10 protein-coding genes are annotated in these 22,968 nt (G+C 74.2%); 7 read left to right on the top strand and 3 right to left on the bottom strand.

The window, feature by feature from the left end:
* Positions 1–12,499 (bottom strand): SDR family NAD(P)-dependent oxidoreductase (locus AB0F11_RS26405; RefSeq protein ID WP_362178466.1); only part of this gene is annotated, 12,499 nt, incomplete at its 3' end.
* 226 nt (positions 12,500–12,725) lie between these two features.
* On the opposite strand from AB0F11_RS26405, the gene AB0F11_RS26400 reads away from it, so the two are divergent.
* On the top strand, positions 12,726–13,121 hold the full coding sequence (locus AB0F11_RS26400; RefSeq protein WP_362178464.1) for a nuclear transport factor 2 family protein: 396 nt from the start codon (positions 12,726–12,728) through the stop codon (positions 13,119–13,121).
* A gap of 134 nt (positions 13,122–13,255) precedes the next feature.
* Positions 13,256–14,746, top strand: coding sequence for an aldehyde dehydrogenase family protein (locus AB0F11_RS26395; protein ID WP_362178462.1), 1,491 nt, complete (start codon positions 13,256–13,258; stop codon positions 14,744–14,746).
* A 116-nt stretch (positions 14,747–14,862) separates the two neighbouring features.
* Here the strand turns inward: AB0F11_RS26395 and AB0F11_RS26390 are convergent, their stop codons facing one another.
* Complete coding sequence (locus tag AB0F11_RS26390; RefSeq protein WP_362178459.1) at positions 14,863–16,116, bottom strand: cytochrome P450; 1,254 nt, start codon at positions 16,114–16,116, stop codon at positions 14,863–14,865.
* A gap of 243 nt (positions 16,117–16,359) precedes the next feature.
* On the opposite strand from AB0F11_RS26390, the gene AB0F11_RS26385 reads away from it, so the two are divergent.
* The 3 genes from AB0F11_RS26385 (at position 16,360) to AB0F11_RS26375 (ending at position 20,032) form a co-directional block, all read left to right on the top strand.
* Positions 16,360–17,127 (top strand): SDR family oxidoreductase, encoded by a 768-nt coding sequence (locus AB0F11_RS26385; RefSeq protein ID WP_362178457.1) that lies wholly within the window; start codon positions 16,360–16,362, stop codon positions 17,125–17,127.
* Between the two features lie 177 nt (positions 17,128–17,304).
* Positions 17,305–18,489, top strand: a complete 1,185-nt coding sequence (locus AB0F11_RS26380) for an acyl-CoA dehydrogenase family protein (protein WP_362178454.1) — start codon at positions 17,305–17,307, stop codon at positions 18,487–18,489.
* Between the two features lie 58 nt (positions 18,490–18,547).
* The gene (locus AB0F11_RS26375) at positions 18,548–20,032 is read left to right on the top strand and encodes an NAD(P)/FAD-dependent oxidoreductase (RefSeq protein ID WP_362178452.1); all 1,485 of its coding nucleotides are present in this window, start codon (positions 18,548–18,550) and stop codon (positions 20,030–20,032) included.
* A gap of 72 nt (positions 20,033–20,104) precedes the next feature.
* Here AB0F11_RS26375 and AB0F11_RS26370 read toward each other — a convergent pair whose 3' ends face one another.
* On the bottom strand, positions 20,105–20,626 hold the full coding sequence (locus AB0F11_RS26370; RefSeq protein WP_362178449.1) for a flavin reductase family protein: 522 nt from the start codon (positions 20,624–20,626) through the stop codon (positions 20,105–20,107).
* A gap of 216 nt (positions 20,627–20,842) precedes the next feature.
* Between AB0F11_RS26370 and AB0F11_RS26365 the strand changes: the two genes are divergently transcribed.
* Both AB0F11_RS26365 and AB0F11_RS26360 read left to right on the top strand, forming a co-directional pair.
* Positions 20,843–22,432 carry an aminotransferase class III-fold pyridoxal phosphate-dependent enzyme gene (locus AB0F11_RS26365; protein WP_362178446.1) on the top strand — a complete coding sequence of 530 codons (1,590 nt, stop codon included), beginning with the start codon at positions 20,843–20,845 and terminating at the stop codon, positions 22,430–22,432.
* 134 nt (positions 22,433–22,566) lie between these two features.
* The gene (locus AB0F11_RS26360) at positions 22,567–22,923 is read left to right on the top strand and encodes a helix-turn-helix domain-containing protein (RefSeq protein WP_362178445.1); all 357 of its coding nucleotides are present in this window, start codon (positions 22,567–22,569) and stop codon (positions 22,921–22,923) included.
* Positions 22,924–22,968 lie beyond the last annotated feature (45 nt).

Here is a 22,968-nt window from a genome sequence, read left to right as displayed (position 1 = left end):
CCAGCACACCACCCAGCGCACCCGTCCCACCCGTCACCAACACGGTCCCGGCGCCGAAGGACGCACGCGGCGGGCCTTCGACCGGAGCGGACGGCGCCAGACGCGGCACCAGCAAACGGCCCCCGCGCACCGCCACCTGCGGCTCGCCACAAGCCACTGCCTCCGCCGGCACCTCCCCCGACCCATCGACGTCGACCAGGACAAACCGCCCGGGATTCTCCGTCTGCGCCGACCGCACCAGACCCCAAACCCCCGCAAGGGCCGGATCCGGAACATCCCCCGCAGCCGCCGCCACCGCGCCCCGCGTCACGATCACCAACCGGGACTCGGCACGGCGCTCGTCGCCCAGCCAGGCCTGCACCGCACGCAGGACCTCGCCGGTGGTCGACCGCGCCCGTGCAGCCAGGTCTTCGCCGGGCCCGGACGGTGCCGCGGGCAGCCGGAGCAGCTCCGTGTCCCCGGTGTCGTCGGGCAGTCCGGCCGGGTCCGAGAGCTCGGTCCACTCGACCCGCAGCAGGCCGTCCCGCCCCTCCCGAACCGTCCCGAGGGCCGCGGCCACCGCCTCGCGCAGGGCTTCCTCCGACAGCGGCCGCAGGACGAGGGTGTCCACGGAGGCGACCGGAGCGCCCGTGCCGTCCGCAGCGGTCAGGGCCACCGTGTCGGCCCCGGTCGCGGTGAGCCGTACCCGCAGGGCGGTGGCGCCCACCGCGTGAACGCGGGCCCCCTCCCAGGCGAACGGCACGACCCCGGGCCCGTCCTCGCCGGTCACGGCGGGCAGCAGCGCGTGGAGCGCGGCGTCCAGCAGGGCGGGGTGCAGGGCGTAGTCGGCGGCTCCGGCCCGCTGTTCCTCGGCCAGCTCCACTTCGGCGTACAGCTCGCCGTCCGTGCGCCAGAGGCGGCGCAGCCCCTGGAACGCCGGCCCGTAGCTGTAGCCGGCCTTGTCGAGCCGCTCGTAGGCGCCGTCGAGGTCGATCTCGCGGGCGCCGGCGGGCGGCCACGCCGCGACCGGACCCGGGCTGCCCGCAGCCGACGCGCCGTCGGTCTCCGGTGCGAGCAAGCCCGTGGCGCAGGTGGTCCAGCTCCGGCCGCGGCCGTGCACCGTGCCCGTGCCCGCGGCGCCGTCCGCCGTGCCGTCCGGGCGGGCGTAGATCTCCAGGGGCCTGCGGCCGTCGGCATCCGGTTCTCCGACGACGACCTGCACCTGTACGCCGCCGTCCTCCGGGAGTGCGAGCGGCGCCGACAGCGTCAGCTCCGCCACGTCCGGGCAGCCGGCCTCCTCGCCCGCCCGGGCGGCCAGTTCCAGCAGCCCGGTGCCGGGCAGCAGGGTCGCGCCGTGCAGTGCGTGGTCCGCGAGCCAGGGGTGCGTGGCCAGGGACAGCCGGCCGGTCAGCAGGTACGCGTCGCGGTCCGCGACGGCGACGGCGGCGCCCGCCAGCGGGTGACCGACGGCGCTCAGTCCGAGCCCGGCGGCGTCGGCCGGACCGGCCGGCTCCGCTCCCGAGGTCAGCCAGTAGCGGTCGCGCCGGAAGGCGTAGGTGGGCAGGTCGGTGCGGCGTCCGCCGGGGAAGAGGGCGGCCGGGTCGAGCCGCCCGCCGTCGAGGTGGATGCGGGCCAGCGCGGCGGTGACGGTGAGGAGCTCCGGCCGCCCCGACCGCAGGGCGGGGGTGAGGCCGGCGCCGGCGTCCTCGGCGAGGCACTCCTGCGCCAGGGCGGTCAGCACGCCGTCGGGCCCGAGTTCCACGTACGTGGTGACGCCGGCGGCCTCCAGGAACCGCATGCCGTCGAGGAAGCGGACCGCTTCACGGATGTGGCGGGTCCAGTAGTCGGGCGAGCACAGTTCCTCGGCCGTGGCGGGCTCGCCCGTGACGTCGGAGACGACGGGGATGCGCGGCGCGTGGAAGGTGACGCCGTCCAGGACGGCGCGGAAGCCGTCCAGGACCTCGTCCATGTGCGGGGAGTGGAAGGCGTGGCTGACCGGCAGCCGCTTGGTCTTGCGGCCGCGCGAGCGCCACAGGGCGGCGACGGCGTCCACGGCCTCGGCGTCCCCCGAGACGACCGTGGAGCGGGGCCCGTTGAGCGCGGCGACGGCGACCGTGCCGTCGTAGGCGGCCAGGGTCTCGCGCACCTCGTCCTCGGCGGCCTCCAGTGCGGCCATGGCCCCGCCCGCACGGGCGGATTCCATGAACCGGCCGCGTGCGGCGACGACGGTGCAGGCGTCGGCCAGGTCCCAGACCCCGGCCAGGTGGGCGGCGGTGACCTCCCCGATGGAGTGGCCGAGGAGGTGGTCGGGGGTGGCGCCGTGGTGCTCCAGGAGCCGGTACAGGGCGGTCTCGACGGCGAACAGGGCGGCCTGGGTGAACACCGTACGGTCCAGCAGCGCCGCGTCCGCGGAGCCCTCGGCGGCGAACAGGACCTCCTTCAGGGGGCGGGGCAGGGCGGGGTCGAGGTGGGCGCAGACGGCGTCCAGCGCCGCGGCGAACACCGGTGAGGTTGCGTACAGTTCGCGGCCCATGCCGAGGCGCTGGCTGCCCTGTCCGGTCAGCAGGAAGGCGGTGCGGCCGCCTGCGGTTCCGGCGGTGCCGCCCGCGCCGCCGCGCGGCCCGGACGCCCGCAGCACACCGGGTGCTTCGGCGCCGTCGGCGAGGGCCTTCAGGCCGGCCAGCAGCTCCTCGCGGGTGGTGCCGACGACGGCTGCGCGGTGGTCGAGGGTGGCGCGGGTGGTGGCCAGGGTGAAGCCGACGTCCACCGGGTCCGTGTCGGGCTGCGCCTCCACATGACCGTGGAGGCGTGCCGCCTGGGCGCGCAGCGCCGTCTCGTCGCGGGCGGAGAGGAACCAGGGCACGGGGTGCGCCGGGGTGGCGGGGCGCTCGCCGGCCTCGGGCTCCGGGTCGCCCTGCTCGATGATGACGTGGGCGTTGGTGCCGCTGATGCCGAAGGAGGAGACGCCGGCCCGGCGCGGCCGGTCCGCCTGCGGCCATTCCCGCGGCTCGGCCAGCAGCCGTACGCCACCGGCGTCCCAGTCGATGTGCGGCGACGGCTCCTCGGCATGCAGGGTCCGCGGCATCACACCGCGCCGCATCGCCTCGACCATCTTGATGACACCGCCGACACCGGCGGCGGCCTGCGCATGCCCGATGTTCGACTTCAGCGAACCCAGCCACAGCGGCCGCTCTTCCGGCCGCTCCCTGCCGTACGTGGCCAGCAGCGCGTGCGCCTCGATCGGGTCGCCCAGGGTCGTGCCCGTGCCGTGCGCCTCGACGGCGTCGACGTCCGCGGCCGCCAGCCCCGCGTGGGCGAGGGCCTGGCGGATCACCCGCTCCTGCGAGGGACCGTTGGGCGCGGTCAGGCCGTTGGAGGCGCCGTCCTGGTTCACGGCCGAGCCGCGCAGCACCGCCAGTACCCGGTGCCCGTTGCGCCGGGCGTCCGAGAGCCGCTCCACCAGCAGCAGACCCACGCCCTCCGACCAGCCCGTGCCGTCCGCCTGCGCCGAGAAGGACTTGCACCGGCCGTCGACGGACAGACCGCGCTGGCGGGAGAACTCCACGAACACGTTCGGCCCGGACATGACGGTCACGCCGCCCGCGAGGGCGAGGTCGCATTCGCCCTGCCGCAGCGCGTTCGCCGCCAGGTGCAGGGCGACCAGGGACGAGGAGCACGCCGTGTCGACGGTCACCGCCGGGCCTTCCAGCCCGTACGTGTAGGCCAGGCGGCCCGAGACGACACTGGAGAGGTTGCCCGCGAGCAGGAAGCCCTCGAACTCGCCGGGGATCTTGGCCAGTCGGGAGGCGTAGTCGTCGTACATGGCCCCGGTGAAGACTCCGGTGTCGGAGCCGCGCAGGGTGGCGGGGTCGATGCCGGCGTTCTCGAAGGCCTCCCAGGCGGTCTGCAGCAGCAGGCGCTGCTGCGGGTCGGTCGCGACCGCCTCGCGCGGCGACATCCCGAAGAACTCGGGGTCGAACTCGTCGGCGTCGTAAAGGAATCCGCCACGCCGCGTGTACGAGGTACCGGTGCGCTCCGGATCCGGGTCGTACAGGGACTCCAGCTCCCAGCCCCGGTTCTCCGGGAAGTCACCCACCGCGTCCACGCCGTCCGCGACGAGCCGCCACAGGTCCTCCGGCGAGGCCACACCACCCGGGTAACGGCACGCCATGCCCACGATCGCGATCGGCTCGTCCGCGGCCACGGCGTCCGGCCTGCGCACCGCGGCGGGGGCCGGACCCGCGAGCTGCCCGAGCAGGTGGCCGGCGAGAGCGGCGGGCGAGGGGTGGTCGAAGACGGCCGTGGCGGGCAGCCGCAGCCCGGTGCGGGCGGTCAGGCGGTTGCGCAGTTCGACTCCGCCGAGGGAGTCCAGGCCGATGTCCTTGAACGCCCGCTCGGGCGCGACCTCGGCCCCGCCGGCGTGCCCGAGCACCTCGGCGGCCACGGCGCGGACCAGGTCCAAGGCGGCGGCCTGCCGTTCCTCGGCGGGCAGTTCGGCCATGCGCTGCGCCCAGGCGGGGTCGGTGCCGGCCGAGCCTTCGCGCGCCGTGACGGTCCGTCGGGCGGGGGACGCGGAGGCGCCGACTGCGGGACCGGCGAGGCCGCGCAGGACCGCGGGCGGCGCAGCCGTGGCGGTGCGCAGGGCGGCCGGGTCGAGCAGCGCCGGGACGAGCAGCGCCTCGCTCCCCTCGGCCAGGGCGCGGTCGAACAGCGCGAGGCCGCGGTCGGGCGCCAGGGGTGCGAAGCCGGCGCGGGCCCAGCGGGCGAGGTCGGCCGGGCCGAGGGAGCCGCCCATGCCGTGGGTGGCGTCCCACAGGCCCCAGGCGAGGGAGACGGCGGGCAGGCCCCGGGCGCGGCGGTGCGCGGCCAAGGCGTCGAGTCCGGCGTTGGCGGCGGCGTAGTTGGCCTGGCCGGGGGTGCCGATGATGCCGGAGACGGAGGAGAACAGGACGAAGGCGGCCACCGGGTGGTCGCGGGTGAGCTCGTGGAGGTGCCAGGCGGCGTCCGTCTTCGGCTGCATCACGGTGCGCAGCCGGTCCTGGTCGAGGGTCTCCACGGTCGCGTCGTCGAGCACGCCGGCGGTGTGGACGACGGCGGTCAGCGGGTGCTCGGCGGGGACGTGCGCCAGCAGGGAGGCGAGGGCTTCGCGGTCGGCGGCGTCGGCGGAGACGACGGCCACCTCGGCGCCCAGGGCGGTCAGTTCGGCGGCGAGTTCGCGGGCGCCGGGCGCGTCGGGTCCGCGCCGGCTCGCCAGCAGCAGGCGGCGTACGCCGTGGGCGGTGACCAGGTGGCGGGCGAACAGTGCGCCGAGCCCTCCGGTGCCGCCGGTGACGAGGACGGTCCCGTCGGGGTCGAGGCGCGCCGGGGCCCCGGCGGCGACGTCGGACGCGGCGGCGCGGACCAGGCGCGGCACGTGGAGCCGGCCTCCGCGGACGGCGACCTGCGGTTCGCCGAGGGCGAGTGCGGCCGTCAGGGCGGCGTCGTCGGCCGGGTCGTCCAGGTCGACCAGGGTGACCCGGCCGGGGTGCTCGGACTGCACCGACCGGATCAGGCCCCACACGGGTGCGGCGGACAGGCCGGGGACGTCCTCGCCGGGCAGGACGGCGACGGCGCGCGTGGTGGCCACGGCGAGGCGGACCTCGGCGAGCCGCTCGTCGGCCAGCCACGTCTGCACCAGCTGCAGGGTTCGTACGGTGTCCTCCGCCGTCGGCCCGGCGGCGGTGTCCGGGTCGGGCGCGGCGATCCGTACGACGGCGGCCTCGACACCCGCCGCGGCCACGGCCTCCGCAGCGGTGGGGTCGGCCGGCTCGGACCAGGTGACCGCCGTCTGCGGGGCGTCGACGGCGGGCCAGTGCAGCACGTACAGCGGGTCCTGCGCTGCGGCGGCCGTCCGGGCGAAGGCGTCCCGGGCGACCGGGCGCAGGGCCAGCGAGGCGACGGCCGCTACGGGTTCGCCGGCGGTGTCGGCGAGGGTGAGCGCGGCGGTGCCGGACGGCGCGTCCACGGCGATGCGCACCCGCAGGGCGGTGGCCCCGACGGCGTGTACGGCCAGGCCGGTCCAGGCGAAGGGCAGCCGGATCGCAGCCGGGTCGGTGCCGTCCGCAGCGTGCAGGACGAGGGGGTGGAGGGCGGCGTCGAAGAGGGCCGGGTGGAGGGCGAAGGAGGCGGCGGCCGGGTGCTGGTCCTCGGGGAGGCGTACCTCCGCGTACAGGTCGCCGTCGGCGCCGCGCCACAGGGCGTGCAGGCAACGGAAGGCCGGCCCGTACTCGTATCCGGCGGCGGCCAACCGGTCGTAGACGTCGGTGAGGGGCTCGGGGCGGGCGCCCGCGGGCGGCCAGGCGCGCAGGGAGCCGTCCGCGCTGCCGTCCGCGGCGGCGGGCGGGGCCGTCGGGGCGAAGGAGCCCGAGGCGTGCCGGGTCCACTCCTGCGGTGCCCCGTCGCCGGTTTCGGGCCGGGCGTGGAGGGCGAAGGGGCGCGCGCCGGAGGCGTCCGGCGCCCCGACCGTGACCTGCACCTGGGCGGCCCGGCGGCCGGTCAGGGCGAGGGGTGCCTCCAGGGTCAGCTCCGCCACGTACGGCGTCCCCGTACGGTCCGCGGCCGCGACGGCCAGCTCCAGGAAGGCGGTGGCGGGCAGGACCACGGTGCCCGCGATGGCGTGCCCGGCCAGCCAGGGCTGGTCGGCCAGGGACAGCCGGCCGGTGAGCACGGACTCCTCGCGTCCGGCCACGTCGAGCGCGGCGCCGAGCAGCGGGTGCCCGGAGGCGTCCAGGCCGAGGCGGCGCGGGTCGCCGTCGGGGCGGGGCGCCAGCCAGTAGTGGGTGCGCTGGAAGGCGTACGTCGGCAGCTCGACGGCGGCGGCGCCGGGGAAGAAGGCGGCGGGGTCGAGCCGGCCGCCGGCCGCGTAGGCGGTGGCGGCGCCTAGGACGAGGGTGTCCGCCTCGGGGCGGCCCTGGCGCAGCAGCGGGACGGCGGTGGCGGGCCGGTCGGTGAGGCAGCGGGCGGCGAGGGCGGTCAGGACGGCGTCGGGGCCGCATTCGACGAACACGGTGGCGCCGTCGTCGTGCAGGGCGGCCACGGCGTCGGCGAAGCGCACCGCCTCGCGGATCTGCCGGGTCCAGTGGTCCGGCGAGCGCAGCTCCTCCTCTGCGGCGGGCCTGCCGGTCAGCGTGGACACCAGCGGGATGCGCGGCGTGTGGTAGGTGAGGGCGGCGGCGGTCTCCCGGAACTCGGCCAGCACCTCGTCCATGTGCGGGGAGTGGAAGGCGTGGTTGACGGTGAGCCGGCGGTGCCGCCGGCCGCGGGCCGCCCACTCGGCGGCGAGGGCCTCCACGGCGTCGGCGTCGCCGGAGACGACCACGGCGTCCGGGGCGTTGACCGCGGCGATGGCGACCTCCCCCGCGCGGCCGTCCGCCAGCGCGGCCGCCATCTCCTCCTCGCCCGCCTCGACGGCGACCATGGCCCCGCCGGACCGGGCGGCCTGCATCAGCCGGCCGCGGGCGGCGACCAGCCGGGCCGCGTCGGCCGCCGACCACAGGCCCGCGACGTGCGCGGCGGCCAGCTCGCCGATCGAGTGGCCGGCGACGGCGTCCGCGGTCATGCCGTGGTGCTCCAGGAGCCGGTACAGGCCGACCTCGAAGGCGAACAGGGCGGGCTGGGCGTAGACGGTCCGGTGCAGCAGGGCGGCGTCCCGGTCGCCCTCGTCGGCGAACATCACCGCGCGCAGCGGACGTTCGAGGTACGGGTCCAGCTCGGCGCAGATCGCGTCGAGGGCGCGGGCGAAGACGGGGAACGCCGCGTACAGCTCGCGTCCCATGCCGGGGCGCTGCGCGCCCTGCCCGGTGAAGAGCACGGCCGTGCGTCCGGCGAGGGCGGCGCTGCCGCGCACGAGGGCCGGGTGGTCCGCGCCGGACGCGAGGGCGTCGAGCCCGGCCAGCAGGTCGTCGGTGCCGGTGCCGGTGATGACGGCCCGCTCCTCGAAAGCGGTACGGGTGGTGGCCAGGGAGAAGCCGAGATCGGCCGGGGACGGGGCGGCGACGCCCACCCGCTCGCGCAGGTGCTCGCGCAGCCGCTGCGCCTGGGCGCGCAGCGCTGCGGCGTCACGGCCGGAGAGCACCCACGGAACGGGCGGCTGCGGGGCGTCGGACACCGGCGGGACCGGGTCGGGGGCGGCTGCGGGATCGACGGCGGCGGGGTCGAGGGCCGGGTCGGGGTCGAGGGCCGGGTCGGGGTCGCCCTGCTCGATGACGACGTGCGCGTTGGTGCCGCTGATGCCGAAGGAGGAGACGGCAGCGCGGCGCGGGTGGCCGGTACGGGGCCACGGCCGGGCCTCGGTGAGCAGTTCGGCGGCGCCGGAGGACCAGTCGACGTGCGGGGTGGGGGTGTCCACGTGCAGGGTGCGCGGCAGCACGCCGTGGCGCATCGCCTGCACCATCTTCATCAGCCCGGCCACGCCGGCGGCGGCCTGGGTGTGCCCGATGTTCGACTTCAGCGAGCCGAGGAACACCGGTTCGGCGCCGTCCCGGCCCTGCCCGTACGTGGCGAGGAGCGCCTCGGCCTCGATCGGGTCGCCGAGCTTGGTGCCGGTGCCGTGGGCCTCGACCGCGTCGACGTCCGCGGCGGACAGCCCGGCGTCGGCGAGGGCCTGGCGGATCACCCGCTCCTGCGCCGGACCGTTGGGCGCTGTCAGACCGTTCGAGGCGCCGTCCTGGTTGACGGCGGTCCCGCGGATGACGCCGAGGACGCGGTGGCCGTGGCGGCGGGCGTCCGACAGCCGCTCCACCAGGAGCAGTCCGACGCCCTCGGCCCACGAGGTGCCGTCGGCGGCCGCCGCGAAGGACTTGCTGCGGCCGTCGGCGGCCAGGCCGCGCTGGCGGGAGAACTCCACGAACATGCCGGGCGCGGACATCACGGCCGCGCCGCCGGCCAGCGCCAGCGAGGACTCCCCCGTGCGCAGCGAGCGCACCGCCATGTGCAGTGCCACCAGGGACGAGGAGCAGGCCGTGTCGACGGTGACCGCTGGTCCGGTCAGGCCAAGCTGGTAGGCGATGCGGCCGGACATCACGCTGGCGGTGCTGCCGGTCAGGACGTGTCCCTCCACCCCGTGGCCGGTCTCGTCCATGCGGGGGCCGTAGTCGAGGGCGGTGCCGCCGACGAACACGCCGGTGCGGCTGCCGCGCAGGGACCGCGGGTCGAGGCCCGCGCGTTCGACCGCTTCCCAGGCGGTCTCCAGCAGCAGCCGCTGCTGCGGGTCCATGCCGAGGGCCTCGCGCGGCGAGATGCCGAAGAACGCCGCGTCGAACTCGCCCGCGTCGTGGAGGAATCCGCCGCGGTCCACGGAGCTGCCGCCGGGGCGGTCGGGGTCGGGGTGGTACAAATCCGGGTCCCAGCCGCGGTCGGTGGGGAACGCGGAGATGGCGTCCACGCCGTCGGCGACGAGCTGCCAGAGGTCCTCCGGGGAGCCGACGCCGCCCGGGTAGCGGCAGGCCATGCCGACGATCGCGATGGGTTCGGCGTCGTCGCCCGCGGCTGCGGCGGCGGTCCCCTCGCTGTCATCGGAGCCGGACGCCGTGCCCCACAGCCGTTCCAGGAGGTGGTCGACGACCGCCCCGGGGGTGGGCCGGTCGAACAGCAGCCCGGTGGGCAGGGCCAGTCCGGTCGCGGCGGACAGGGCGCCGCGCAGCTCGACCGCCATCAGCGAGTCGAAGCCGAGGTCCTTGAAGGTGGCGTCGAGGTCGAGCCGGTGGTCCGGCTCGTGCCCGAGGACCGCGGCGACGTGCGCGCGCACGGTGTCGGTCAGCGCCCGCCGGCGCTCGCCCTCGGGCAGCCCGGCCAAGCGCTGCGGAGCCCCGGCCGGTGCCGCGTCCGCCTCGGCCGCACCCTCCCGTACGGCGGCGGGAGCGGGGCCCGGCAGTGCGGCCGGGCGGTTGAGGGAGCCGTCGAACCAGTGCGGGGTGCGCTGGAAGGCGTACGTGGGCAGGTCCACTCGGTGCGCGCCGGTGCCCTCGTACGCGGCCGTGAAGTCGACCCGGCCACCGCGGACGAAGACGGTGGCGAGCGCGGCCGCCAGCGTCGCCGGCTCGGGGCGGCCCGCCCTGAGGGCCGGGACGGAGACCGCCGCGTCCGGGTCGCGCAGCGAGGCGTCGACCATGGCCGCGCACACGCCGTCGGGGCCGAGTTCGAGGTAGGTGGTGACGCCCTCGGCCTCCAGGGTCCGGGCCGCGTCCAGGAACCGCACCGGGCGCCGCACCTGCTCCACCCAGTAGTCGGGCGAGGCCACTTCGCCGGGGGCCGTGACGGCTCCGGTGACGGTGGAGACGAACGGCAGCAGCGGCTCGTGGAACTCCAGTGCCGCGACCTCCTCGCGGAACCGCGCGAGCATCGGCTCCATCAGCGGGGAGTGGAAGGCGTGCGAGACCTTCAGCCGCTTGGTCCGCCGGCCGCGCGCGGCCAGCTCGGCGACGACCTCCTCGACGGCCTGAGCGGTGCCGGAGACCACCACGGCGGTGGGGCCGTTGACGGCGGCGAGGCCCACCTCGTACTCCCGGCCGGCCAGCAGCGGGACGACCTCCTCCTCGGTGGCCTCCACGGCGGCCATGGCGCCGCCGACGGGCAGCTCCTGCATCAGCCGGCCGCGGGCCGCGACCAGCCGGGCGGCGTCGGACAGCGAGAGCACGCCCGCCACGTGGGCCGCGGCGATCTCGCCCACGGAGTGACCGGCGACGGCGTCGGGGCGCACGCCCCACGACTCCGCCAGCCGGTACAGGGCCACCTCGACGGCGAACAGGGCGGGCTGGGTGAAGCCGGTCTCGTCCAGCCCCTCCCCCGAGTCGATGACCTCGCGCAGCGGGCGGGTGAGCAGCGGGTCCAGTTCGGCGCAGACCGCGTCGAACGCGGCGGCGAAGGCCGGGTGGGCGGCGTACAGCTCCCGGCCCATGGCGGCGCGCTGGCTGCCCTGGCCGGTGAAGACGACGCCGAGGCGGCCGGGGCGGGCCCGGCCGGTCACCACGCGGGGCGAGGGCTGCCCGTCGGCGAGGGCCAGCAGGCCCTGGAGCAGTCCGGTCCGGTCCGCGGCGAGGACGACGGCGCGGTCGGTGAAGGCCGTCCGGGTCGCGGCCAGGGACCAGCCGAGGGAGTGGGGCTCCGGCGCGTCCGGGCGGGAGGCGGCCTCGTACAGGCGCGCGGCCTGGGCGCGCAGGGCCTCCTCGCCGCGCCCGGAGACCACCCACGGCAGGACGGGGGCGGGCGCCGTGACCGCCGCGGACCCCGCGGGTACGGACGCCCCGGCGGCGCCGGTCCGCGGTGCCTCGGCCACCACGACGTGGCAGTTGGTGCCGCCCATGCCGAAGGAACTGACGCCCGCGACGAGCCGGCGGTCGGGGTGCGGCCACGGCGCGGCCTCGCGCGGCACCGACAGGCCCAGTGCGGCCAGCGGGATCGCGGGGTTGGGGGTGGTGAAGTTCCGGCTGGGCGGCACCAGCCGCCGTTCCAGGCCGAGGAGGGCCTTCAGCAGGCCCACCATGCCGGCGGCGCCCTCCAGGTGGCCGACGTTGGTCTTGGCCGAGCCGATCAGCAGCGGGTCGCCCTCCTCCCGCCCGGCGCCGAGCACTGCGCCGAGGGCGGCGGCCTCGATCGGGTCGCCGACCGGGGTGCCGGTGCCGTGGGCCTCCACGTACTGCACGGTGCGCGGGTCCACCCCGGCCCGCGCGTACGCCTCGCGGATCACCTGCTCCTGGGCGGCGGCGCTGGGCACGGTGAGGCCCGGGGTCGCGCCGTCGTTGTTGACGGCGCTGCCGAGGATGACGCCGTGGATCCGGTCGCCGTCGGCGAGGGCCTGCTGAAGCGGCTTGAGGACGACCACGCCGGCGCCCTCACCGGGGACGAACCCGTTGGCGCGGGCGTCGAAGGCGAAGCTCTCGCCGTCCGAGGACAGCGCCCCGAAGCGCTCCTCGGTCAGGAGGTGCTCGGGAAGCACGTTGAGGTTCACGCCGGCCGCGATCGCGGTGTCCGCCTCGCCGCTGCGCAGGCTCTCGCAGGCCAGGTGCACGGCGACGAGCGACGAGGACTGGGCGGTGTCGACGGTCAGGCTCGGTCCGCGCAGGTCCAGGGTGTAGCTGACGCGGTTGGCGATGATCCCGCGGTTCAGGCCGGTCATCGTGTGCGGGGTGATGGCCTCGGTGCCCTGCCGGTAGAGCAGGTTGGCGTAGTCGTCGCGCAGCGCGCCGACGAACACGGCCGTACGGCTGCCGCGCAGGGTGTCGGGCACGATGCCCGCGTCCTCGAGCGCCTCCCAGGCGAGTTCGAGGACGACGCGCTGCTGCGGGTCCATGGCGGACGCCTCGCGCGGGGAGATCCCGAAAAATTCGGCGTCGAATTCACCGATGCCTTCGAGGAATCCGCCGCGGCGGCCGTGCATTCCCTCGGTGAGGGCGCTCGCGCCGTTTCGGAGCAGCTCCCAGAAGTCGTCCGGGCCGGATGCCATCGGAAGTCGGCACGACCACCCGACGACAGCGATTTCGTTCATTCCCGACTCCCTGGAGACACCGGCCCGCCGGCCTTGCACAAAAGGTGGTCTTCAGTCTGCCGAAAGGCGTCCCCCGCCCGGTAACGCACCGGTAATCCGCAGGTGCGGGCTCGAAAGGTGAGCAGGGCATGGGCCGTCGATGAGAAGGCGGTGACGGTGGGCCGTTACGTTCGGGCCGCGCTCACATACCGGCTCCTAGACCACAGAGAGTGAGAGCGATCGCGCTATGTCCAGCACCAGCACCATCGAAGAACTGGCCCGCACCGCGGAAGAGCACGGCAACCTCTACGTCGAGAGGTTCAACGCCGGCGACGTCGAGGCCCTGAGGATCATGTACACCGAGGACGCCGTCTCGGTGTGGGAGCCGGGCAACCCGCTGTCCGGAAAGGCCCGCGAGGAGGCACTGGTCGAGTTCCTCGCGCAGAAGCCGCGGATGACCGCGACCCTGCGCGAGAAGCACGTCACCGGAAACACCGCCCTGCTGGTGGTGGATTGGTCCATCGACATTCCGACCGACGAGGGCGAGGAACACCTCGAAGGAACGGGCCTCGACGTGCTGCGGCTCGGCGCGGACGGCGCCTGGCGATTCGCCATAGACAATCCGTACGGCTCCGGAAGCTGACACTTCCCACGACTGGATGGCCATGGCACGGACCGCTGTTCCCGTGCCATGGCCATCCTGCTGTACACCCCGGCGCCCCACCCCTTCCGCGCGCCCGTCCGCAATTACCGCTTTACCGCAACCAGGAGGAAGCCATGAATTCGCCCGTTCCCGGGCTGTCGTCGAGGGCCGCGGAATTCGTGCGGCGTACGCACGGGCTCTTCATCGGCGGCGCCTTCGTCCCCGCCGCCGACGGCAGGACGTTCCCGACGTACGACCCGTCGACCGGGGCGCACCTCGCGGACGCCCCGTACGCGGGCCCCGCCGACGTGGACGCGGCGGTGGCCGCGGCCCGCTCCGCCCTCGACGGGCCCTGGGGCGCGCTGCCCGCCCTCGGCCGGAGCCGGCTGCTGGTGCGCCTGGCCGAACTCCTGGAGGAGCACGCGGCCGAGCTCGCCGAGATCGAGGCGCTCGACGGCGGCAAGCCCGTCGCGATGAACGAGGCCATGGACCTGCCCGCCGCGATCGAACACTTCCGCTACTACGCCGGCTGGCCCACGAAGATCGAGGGGGAGACGATCCCCGTCCACCTGCCCGACACCCTGTGCTACACGCGCAAGGAGCCGGTCGGCGTGTGCGCCCAGATCATCCCGTGGAACTATCCGCTGATGATGGCCGCGTGGAAGCTGGCCCCCGCCCTCGCCGCGGGCTGCACGGTGGTGCTCAAGCCCGCCGAGCAGACCCCGCTGTCCGCCCTGCGCCTGGCGGAGCTGGTACGGGAGGCGGGCTTCCCGCCGGGCACCGTCAACGTGCTCACGGGGGACGGGGAGACGGGCCGCGCCCTCGTCCGGCACGAGGGCGTCGCCAAGATCGCCTTCACCGGGTCCACTCAGGTGGGCCGGGAGATCGCCGCCGGGGCCGGCGAGCGGCTCCAGCGGGTGACCCTGGAGCTGGGCGGCAAGAGCCCGAACATCGTGCTCGCGGACGCCGACATCGACGCGGCGGTGGAAGGGGCTTTCAGCGGGATCTACTTCAACAGCGGGCAGACCTGCATCGCCGCCTCCCGGCTCTACGTGCACCGCAGCCGCTACGAGGAGGTCGTCGGGCGGCTGGCCGGGGCGGCGCAGAAGGCCGAGGTCGGGCCGGCACTGGACCGCGCCACCCGCTTCGGCCCGCTGGTGTCGGCCGAGCAGTACGAGCGGGTCCGCGGGTACCTCCTGGGCGGTCTCGCGGCCGGCGCCACCCTGCGCGCCGGGGAGGTGCCGCCCGCCGCACCCGACGGCGGGTTCTTCGTCCGGCCGGCGCTGTTCACCGACGTCACGCCCGGGATGCGGATCGTGCGGGAGGAGATCTTCGGCCCGGTGCTCGTCGCCGCGCCGTTCGACGACGTCGAGGAGGCCGTGGCCCTCGCCAACGACACGCCGTACGGGCTCGCCGCCGGGGTGTGGACCCGCAGCCTCGGGCAGGCGCACACCCTGGCCGCGCGGCTGCGGGCCGGGATGGTGTACCTGAACTCCTGGGCCTCCGGCGACCCGGGCGCTCCGTTCGGCGGGGTCAAGGCCTCCGGGATCGGGCGGGAGATGGGCCGCGCCAATCTGGACGCCTACCTGGAGACCAAGACGGTCTGGACGTCCCTGGCCTTCTGAGGCACAGGGGGCGGTCGACCCCCGGAGCATGGAGAACGCCCCCGGCAGCCGCACCTGCCGGGGGCGTTCCTCGTGGCGCGGGCGCGACAGGGGGCGCGCCCGCGCGGCCAGATGGATCAGACGGCGGCCTTGGACCGCGTGAACACGGGCAGCGACCGGTGACCGTTGGAGACGAACGACTCCAACGGACGCAACTCCTCGGCCGGTTCGGCGAGCGCCAGGTCCGGGAAGCGCTCGAACAGCGCGGGCAGGGCCACCATCGCCTCCAGCCGGGCGAGCGGCGCGCCGACGCAGAAGTGCACGCCGTGGCCGAAGGAGAGGTGGTCGCCGCGGGTCGGCCGGGTGATGTCGAAGGTGTCCGCGTCCTGCCCGTGGACCTTGGGGTCGCGGCCGACGGCGGCGAAGTTGACGAGGATCGCGTCGCCCTTGGCGATGCTCACGCCGTCCAGCTCGATGTCCTCGACGGCGTACCGCAGCGGCAGGCTGCCGAGCGGCGAGTGGGCCCGCAGGGTCTCCTCGACGACGTCCTCCCAGCCGGCGCGGCCGGTGCGCACCAGTTCCAGCTGCTCCGGGTGGGTGAGCAGGGCGCAGACGGCCTGGTCCAGCAGGTTCACCGTGGTCTCGTGGCCCGCGGTGTACATGAGGAAGAGGGTGTCGATCAGCTCGACCTCCGACAGGCCCGCGCCGCCGTCCTGGTCGTCGCGGGCGGCGATCAGGTCGCTGGCGAGGTCGTCCCCGGGGTTCGCCCGCTTGTCCGCGACGAACTCCGCCGCGAGGCCGTACAGGGCGAGCTGGTTGGCCCGCGCCTCCTCCTCCGAGGCCGTGGTCTGGAAGATGGCGGCCATCATGTCCATGAGCTTCGCGCGCACGTCCTCGGGGATGCCGAGCAGCTCGGAGATGACCTGGGTGGGCAGCGGGTAGGCGAACTCGGCCCTCAGGTCCAGGGGCCGGTCCCCGGGCTCGGCGGCGATGCGGTCGAGCAGCCCGGCGGTGATCGCCTCGATGCGGGGGCGCAGGACGGCCGTGCGGCGGGCGGTGAAGGCCTTGGCGACGAGCTTGCGCAGCCGGGTGTGCTCGGCACCGTACGCGGTGATCATGTTGCGGTCCTGGACCCAGATGGACAGGGGCCAGCTCCGCGCGAGTTCGCCCTCGCCGTTCTCCCAGGCGGGCCAGTGCCGGTAGGCGTCGCGCGAGACCCGAGGGTCGGTGAGCAGCTGCTTGACGAGGGCCTGGTCGGTCACCGACCAGGCGGGCACGCCGCCGGGCAGCTCCACGCGGGCCGCCGGCCCCCTGCTGCGCAGGGCGGCGGCCTCCGCGTGGATGTCACGCCCCGTGGGATCGATGGCGAACGGGCAGGTTTCTATGGTCACGGTCGTCTCCCATGGCGCAGGCATGTCCCGAACCGGACTGGCGGTGCGGTGAACAGCAGGTTAGGAAGGTCCCGTAATCCGCCGCTCATGCCGCGGTCTTCGCCGTGCCCCACTTACCTTGAGGTAACCACTGACCTGAATGTTCGTACTTGTGACCACGCCCTTCATGGGTGACGCTGTGACGGCGACCGGAAGGCGTGCTTCGGCTGATGGCTTTCCGTGCGGACCAGTTGAGAGGAATTCATGAGCACGTACGCGGGCAAGAAAGCGGTTATCACCGGCGGCACCATCGGAATGGGGCTTGCCACGGCCAAGGCCCTGGTCGAGGCCGGGGGTGAAGCACTTGTCACGGGGCGGAACGAGAAGAACCTGGCTGCCGCCCAGGCCGAACTCGGCGCCAAGGGACACGTCGTACGCTCCGACACGGGGCTCCTGAGCGACATCGACGCCCTCGGCGGGATCGTCGAGGAGAAGCTGGGGCAGATCGACTTACTGTTCGTCAACGCCGGCTTCGCGCAGCCCGGCCCGTTCGGGCACGTGACCGAGGAGTTGTTCGACACCACGTTCAACGTGAACGTGAAGGGTGCGTTCTTCACGGCCCAGCGGCTCGCCCCGCTGGTCAAGGACGGTGGCGCGATCGTCTTCACCACCTCGATCGCCAATGACTCGGGCAACCCGGGCATGGGCCCGTACGCCGGTTCCAAGGCCGCGGTGCGGGCCTTCACCAAGGTGATCGCGGCCGAGCTGCTGCCCCGGAACATCCGGGTCAACGCGGTCAGCCCCGGGTTCATCCACACCCCGACCGCCGGCATCACCGGGGCCAGCCCCGAGATGCTCCAGGCGTTCGAGAAGATCGGTGACGAGATCACCCCGATGCGCCGCCACGGTTCGGCCGAGGAGATCGCGCGCGCCGTGCTGTTCCTCGCCTTCGACGCCACTTTCACCACCGGTGAGGAACTGAACGTCGACGGCGGTCTCGGCCAGCGCATCAACCGGCCGCAGGGCCTGTAGTTTTCGCCGGAGGGCGGATCACGAGAACGACGGGTGTGCCCGGACGAATTCCCTTTCGTCCGGGCACATTCTTTTTCCGTTCCGGCCGAGAACGGCCGGTTACCGCGCCATGACTGCAATGCGCCCTCCCTCTGCCAGGCTGCCGGTGTTGCCCCCTGACGAAACGAGGAGACGGCGATGGCGACGCATGCAGTCGAGGCGGCATCCCTGGTGGATGCGGTGCGGGAGATCCTCCCGAAGCTCAAGGAGAACGGATTCGAGGCGGAGGAACGGCGCTGGATCCCGGACGAGAACCTGGAACTCCTGGAAAAGGCCGGGGTCTTCCGCATGGCCACCCCGAAGGCCTTCGGCGGCCTGGAGTTCTCCCTCGCCGACCAGGCCGCGGTCCTGGCCGAGATCGCCCGCGGTGACGTGTCCACCAGCTGGATCGCGAGCGTCTGGGTGTCCAGCGCCTGGATGATCACGCTGTTCCCGGAGGAGATCCAGAAGGAGGTCTTCGCCACCCCCGACGTGCGGATATCCGGCGGGTTCACCCCCTCGGGCGTCCTGACCCCGGCCGAGGGCGGCTTCGTCCTCAACGGCTCCTGGAAGTTCAACTCCGGCTGCCGCGGTGCCCAGTGGAACGTGGCGACCTCGCTCGTCCGGCACGAGGACGGCAGGGTGGAGGAGGCCATCGCGATGGTCCCCATGGCCGACTTCACCATCGAGGACGACTGGCACACCTCGTCCGTCGCCGCGACCGGCAGCTGCACCTCGACGGCCACCGACGTGTTCGTGCCCGCCCACCGGGTCGTCCCGACCGACCCCGCAGCGTTCGAGGCCGCCCTCGCGGAGCTCCCCGCGGACTGGCAGCCCACGGGCCGGGAGTACGGCCTGTACAGCTACATCATCTCCCAGGGCGTCGCCACCCTGGTGGGGGCCGCCCGCGGCGCACTGGACGCCTTCCTCGACCGGCTCCCCGGACGGGGCATCACGTACACCTCCTGGACCGACCAGAAGCAGCACCCGCTCACCCAGATCCAGGTGGCCACGGCCGACGCGAAGATCTCCGCCGCCGAGGCCCTGATGGACCGGACGTACGAGACGCTGCAGCGGCGCGCCGACGCCGGCGAGCAGCCCACCCTGGAGGAGAAGGCGGCGGTCCGCGGCCACAGCGCCTACGCGGTGCAGCTGGCCAAGGAGGCCGTGGACATCCTCTACAACGCCAGCGGCGCCACCGCCATCCAGCGCCGGGTGCCCATCCAGCGCTTCCACCGCGACATCCAGGGCCTCGCCCTGCACGGCATGATCCTGCTCTCCTCCAGCCTGGAGGTCCACGGCCGCGTCCTGCTCGGTCTCGACCCCGACACCCCGCTGCTCTGAGCCCGCAACGCCCCTGCGGCGTTCCGGACCGCAGGGGTGCATCACCGAAGGAAGCAACGTGAAGATAGAGAGACGTCCGTCCACCGCCCCCGCCGGGCGGGGGCTGCCGCGCCGCACCCTGCTCAAGGCAGGCGGCCTCACCGCCCTGACCGTCGCGGCGGCGGCCGCGACCGCGAGCGCACCGGCCTTCGCGGACACCCCCGAGGGACCCGACGCGATCGAGGGGACCTACGACGTCATCGTCATCGGCGCCGGCTACGCCGGCGTCACCGCCGCCCGCGAGCTGCGGGCGAAGGGGCTGCGCCCGCTGATCCTCGAAGCACGGGGCCGCATCGGGGGCCGTACCTGGACCTCCACGTTCCAGGGCCAGCAGGTGGAGCTGGGCGCCCAGTGGATCGGCCCGACCCAGCCGCTGGTCCACGACGAGCTGACGCGCTACGGCATCACCACCTACTCCGGCACGCCGCCGACCCGCTACATCATGCCGTCGGGCACCGGCTTCCAGGCGTTCCCGCCCGAGGAGGTGGACTCCCGGTACACCACCTTGATGAACCAGCTCTTCGAGGGGGCCCAGGAGCTCTTCCCGCACCCCACCGATCCGCTGTACCGCGCGGACCTGCTGGCCACCGCCGACCGGCTCACACTGCGCGACCGGCTGAACCAGCTGCGGCTGTCGCCGCAGGACGAGAGCTGGATCAGCGGGACGACCGCGGGCTACTCGGGCGGGGCGAGCACCATCGGGGCGTACACCGCCCTGGCGCAGTGGTGGTCCCTGGCCGGCAACAACGTGGCGGGCTACGAGGCCGTGATGTCCCAGCGCATCACGGGCGGCATGACCGCGCTGCTGAGCGCCATGCTGGCGGACTCGCGTGCGGTGCTCCGTCTGAACGCCCCGGTGGCCGCGGTGGCCGACGACGGCACCCGGGTACGGGTGACCCTCAAGTCGGGCCAGGTGTACCGGGCCCCGGCGGCGGTGGTCGCCGTACCAGTGAACGTGTGGAAGACGATCGCCTTCACGCCCGGCCTGCCCACCGTGCACCAGCAGGCCACGACCCAGGGCGTCGGCGTCCCCTACAGCAACAAGCTGTGGATGCACGTCACCGGGCTGCCCGACCGGGTGGCGGCGCGCGGCGCCGAGGGCAGCCCCTTCACCACGCTGCTCTCGCAGAACCCCCTGACCGAGGGGCAGCTCATGGTCGGGTTCAACAGCCAGCCGCCACTTGACGGCACGAACACCGCCGCGGTCCGGGACGCCGTCCGCACGATGGTGCCCGAGGCGAACGTGGTGAGCGTCCTGGCCCAGGACTGGGGCAAGGACCCGTACTCGCTGGGCGGCTGGGCGCTGCGGCGGCCCGGGCAGCTCACCACGCAGCTGCCGGCGATCCAGCAGCCGCGCGGCCGGGTGTCGTTCGCGAGCGGTGACATCGCGACCGGATGGGTCGGCTTCGTGGAGGGCGCCATCGAGTCGGGGCTGCGTGCCGCGCAGCAGGCGGCCAAGGCGGTGGGCAGCGGCGGCCGGTCGGGGCTGTCGTCGGCGGCCTGAGCGACGGCACGAGGAAGCCGGCGCCCCTGCACAGGGGGGCGCCGGCTTTCGTGTGACCGCCGGTCGGTGGTGTCAGTGCACGGCGGTGGCGCCCGCGTGGAAGGCGCCGTCGAAGAAGAGCAGGCCCTGCCGGGCGGGGCCCCGCGTCGCGTGCAGGACCGAGCCGATGAAGATGGAGTGGTCGCCGGAGTCGTAGGAATCGGCCAGTTCGCACTCCAGCCAGGCCAGGGCCCCCGAGAGGAGGGGCGCTCCGGTGTACGGGCCCGGCCGCCAGTCGACGCCCGCGAACTGCGAGGGGCCGAGCGGGCGTTCCTTGTCGGCGAAATAGCGGGCCAGCTCCTCCTGGCCCGCTCCCATGATGGAGACGGCGAACCGCCGTTCGTTCGTGATCGCCTTGTGCATGACCGCGCTGTGGGCCACGCAGCACAGGATCTGCGGGGGCGCCAGGGACACCGAGCTGAAGGCGTTGGCGGTCATGCCGTGTACGTGCTCCCCGCCCACCGTGAGGGTGATGACACCGGTGGTGAACCGGGCCATGGCCCCCCGCAGGGCCGCAGCGGCCCCCTGGTACGTGGGGGCCTCCTGATCGGACATGTATTCTCCCGTCGTTCGCGAGTCCGCGGCCGGCGTCTTCGCCCGAGAATGAACAAAAGTCCCCGCCAACGTATCTGCGCACCACAGCACTTCCTCCATTCGCAGGTCATCCCCCGCTAACCTCCGTACGGCCGGGCCGTATTTACCGCGGCGTGACCGCGCATTGGCACCCTGGGACCGCAGTGTCGGACACTCAAGAGGAAATAGGGGGCCGCCATGGGCGCACCTTCGGCCGAGAACGAACTCGCGGAACCGCAGATGCTCCAGTTCCTGTCGTTCCTGGGAATCGACGTCGAGTACGTACGCGGCGAGGGCAACACGCTCCATTTCCGCGACGACAGCGGCCGGGAGATCCCCGTCCTCGACTACGCCGGGGGGTACGGCGCCCTGATCCTGGGCCACAACCACCCCGGGATCGTGACCGCCGCACGGGAGTTCCTCGACTCGGGTACGCCGGTGCTGGCGCAGGCCGCCCGGCAGACGGCGGCGAGCGGGCTGGCCTCCGCCCTGAACCGCATCGTCCAGCGCGAGGTCGGGGACGGGGAGCCCTACTACGCGGTGTTCTCCAACAGCGGTGCCGAGTCGGTGGAAGTCGCGCTGAAGCACGCCGTGTTCGAGCGCGGCATGAAGATCGCCGCCCTGGAGGCGGAGATCGCCGTGCACCTGGAGGAGGCCCGCGTCGCGGTGGAGGCGGGCCGCGCCGGCGTGGCGGACGGGGCCGCGCGCGCGGCCGGCCTCGCCGGCTCCGGCGGGCGCGGGGCGCAGGCGTACGGGGAACTGGTGGCGCACGTACGGCGGCACAATGCGGAGCAGGCCGCCCGGCCGCCCGTGTTCCTGACGCTGGAGGGCGGGTTCCACGGAAAGCTGGCGGGCAGCGTCCAGCTGACGCACAACGCCTCGTTCCGGCTGCCGTTCGCGTCCATGGCCGCGCAGGCCCGCTTCCTTCCCTTCGACCAGCCGCCGGCCGTGGCCAAGCTGATGGGCGAGGAGCGGGCGCACGTCCTGGACGTGGCCGTCGAGGACGGCGAGGTGCGCCTCGTCGAGCGGCCCTTCCCGGTCTTCGCCGCGTTCGTCCTGGAGGTCATCCAGGGCGAGGGCGGGATCCGGGTGGTCACCGAGGAGATGGCGCAGGCCATCCGGGAGGCCTGCGGCGCCGCCGACTGCCCCGTGGTCGTGGACGAGATCCAGAGCGGCATGGGCCGTACCGGCGCCTTCTTCGCCAGCTCCCTCATCGGGCTGAAGGCCGACTACTACACCCTGGCCAAGGGGCTGGGCGGCGGGATCGCCAAGGCCGCGGTGACCCTGATCCGCGAGGGCCGGTACCGCCCGGACTTCGAGCTGGTGCACAGCTCCACCTTCGCCAAGGACGCCTTCTCCAACACGATCGCCCTGAAGACGCTGGAGCTGGTCGAGGCGGGCGACGGCGAGGTGTACCGCCTGGCCCGGACCTGGGGCGAGCGGCTGCTCGGGCTGTTCGCCGCGCTGCGCGAGGAGTTCCCGGACGTGGTGAAGGACGTACGCGGCAAGGGCCTGATGCTGGGGCTGGAGTTCCACGACCAGTCGGGCTCGGCGGCCGGCGGGATCCGGGACGCGGCCGCCGGCGGCATCCTCGGCTACGTCGTCTCCGGCTACCTGCTGCGCACGCACCGCATCCGCACGTTCCCGACGGCGAGCGCGGTCAACACCCTCCGCTTCGAGCCGTCGGTCCTCCTCACCGACGCCGAGGTGGACCGGCTGGAGCAGGCGCTGCGGGCGCTGTGTTCCGTTCTGCGCGACCAGAACGAGCAGGCCCTGTTCGCTCGGTGAAACGGCTTGATTTCGGCGGAAGTTGACGGCTCGAAATATCCCGTGAACGCCCGCGTGGGCAATGCGCTTTGTTACGCTGGCGACTCTGGTGGCACCCGTATGTGTACGGGACACTCGGGGAGGGTGAGAAGAAAATGAGCGTAAGGGCACGGCCGGTCTTCTGCGGCCTCGATGCCGCGATGGAAGTCATCAGCGGCAAGTGGAAGGTCCTCATTCTCTGGGCCCTGCGCCATCAGTCGCACCGGTTCGGCGCTTTGAAACGGCTCGTCCCCGGAGTCAGCGAGAAGGTGCTGATCCAGCAGCTGCGCGAGCTGGAGGCCGACGGGATCGTCCTGCGCACGATGCACGACGACACCCGGCTGCGCGTGGTCTACTCGCTGACCCCCAGCGGCGAGGAGCTGTTCGAGGCGCTCGAACCCCTCGGCGCCTGGGGCCGGGAGCACCTGCCCCGGAGGGAGGAACTCCCGGCCGAGGCGGCCGCCGGGGCCTGAGGCCCCGCGCCCTGCCCGCGCCCTGCGGGGCTCATCCGCAGGGCC

It is taken from the genome of Streptomyces sp. NPDC032472 (assembly GCF_040636955.1).
Classification (GTDB): domain Bacteria; phylum Actinomycetota; class Actinomycetes; order Streptomycetales; family Streptomycetaceae; genus Streptomyces.
The sequence above is the reverse complement of the archived record's forward strand: the minus strand, read 5'-3'. Positions and strand labels throughout refer to the sequence as shown.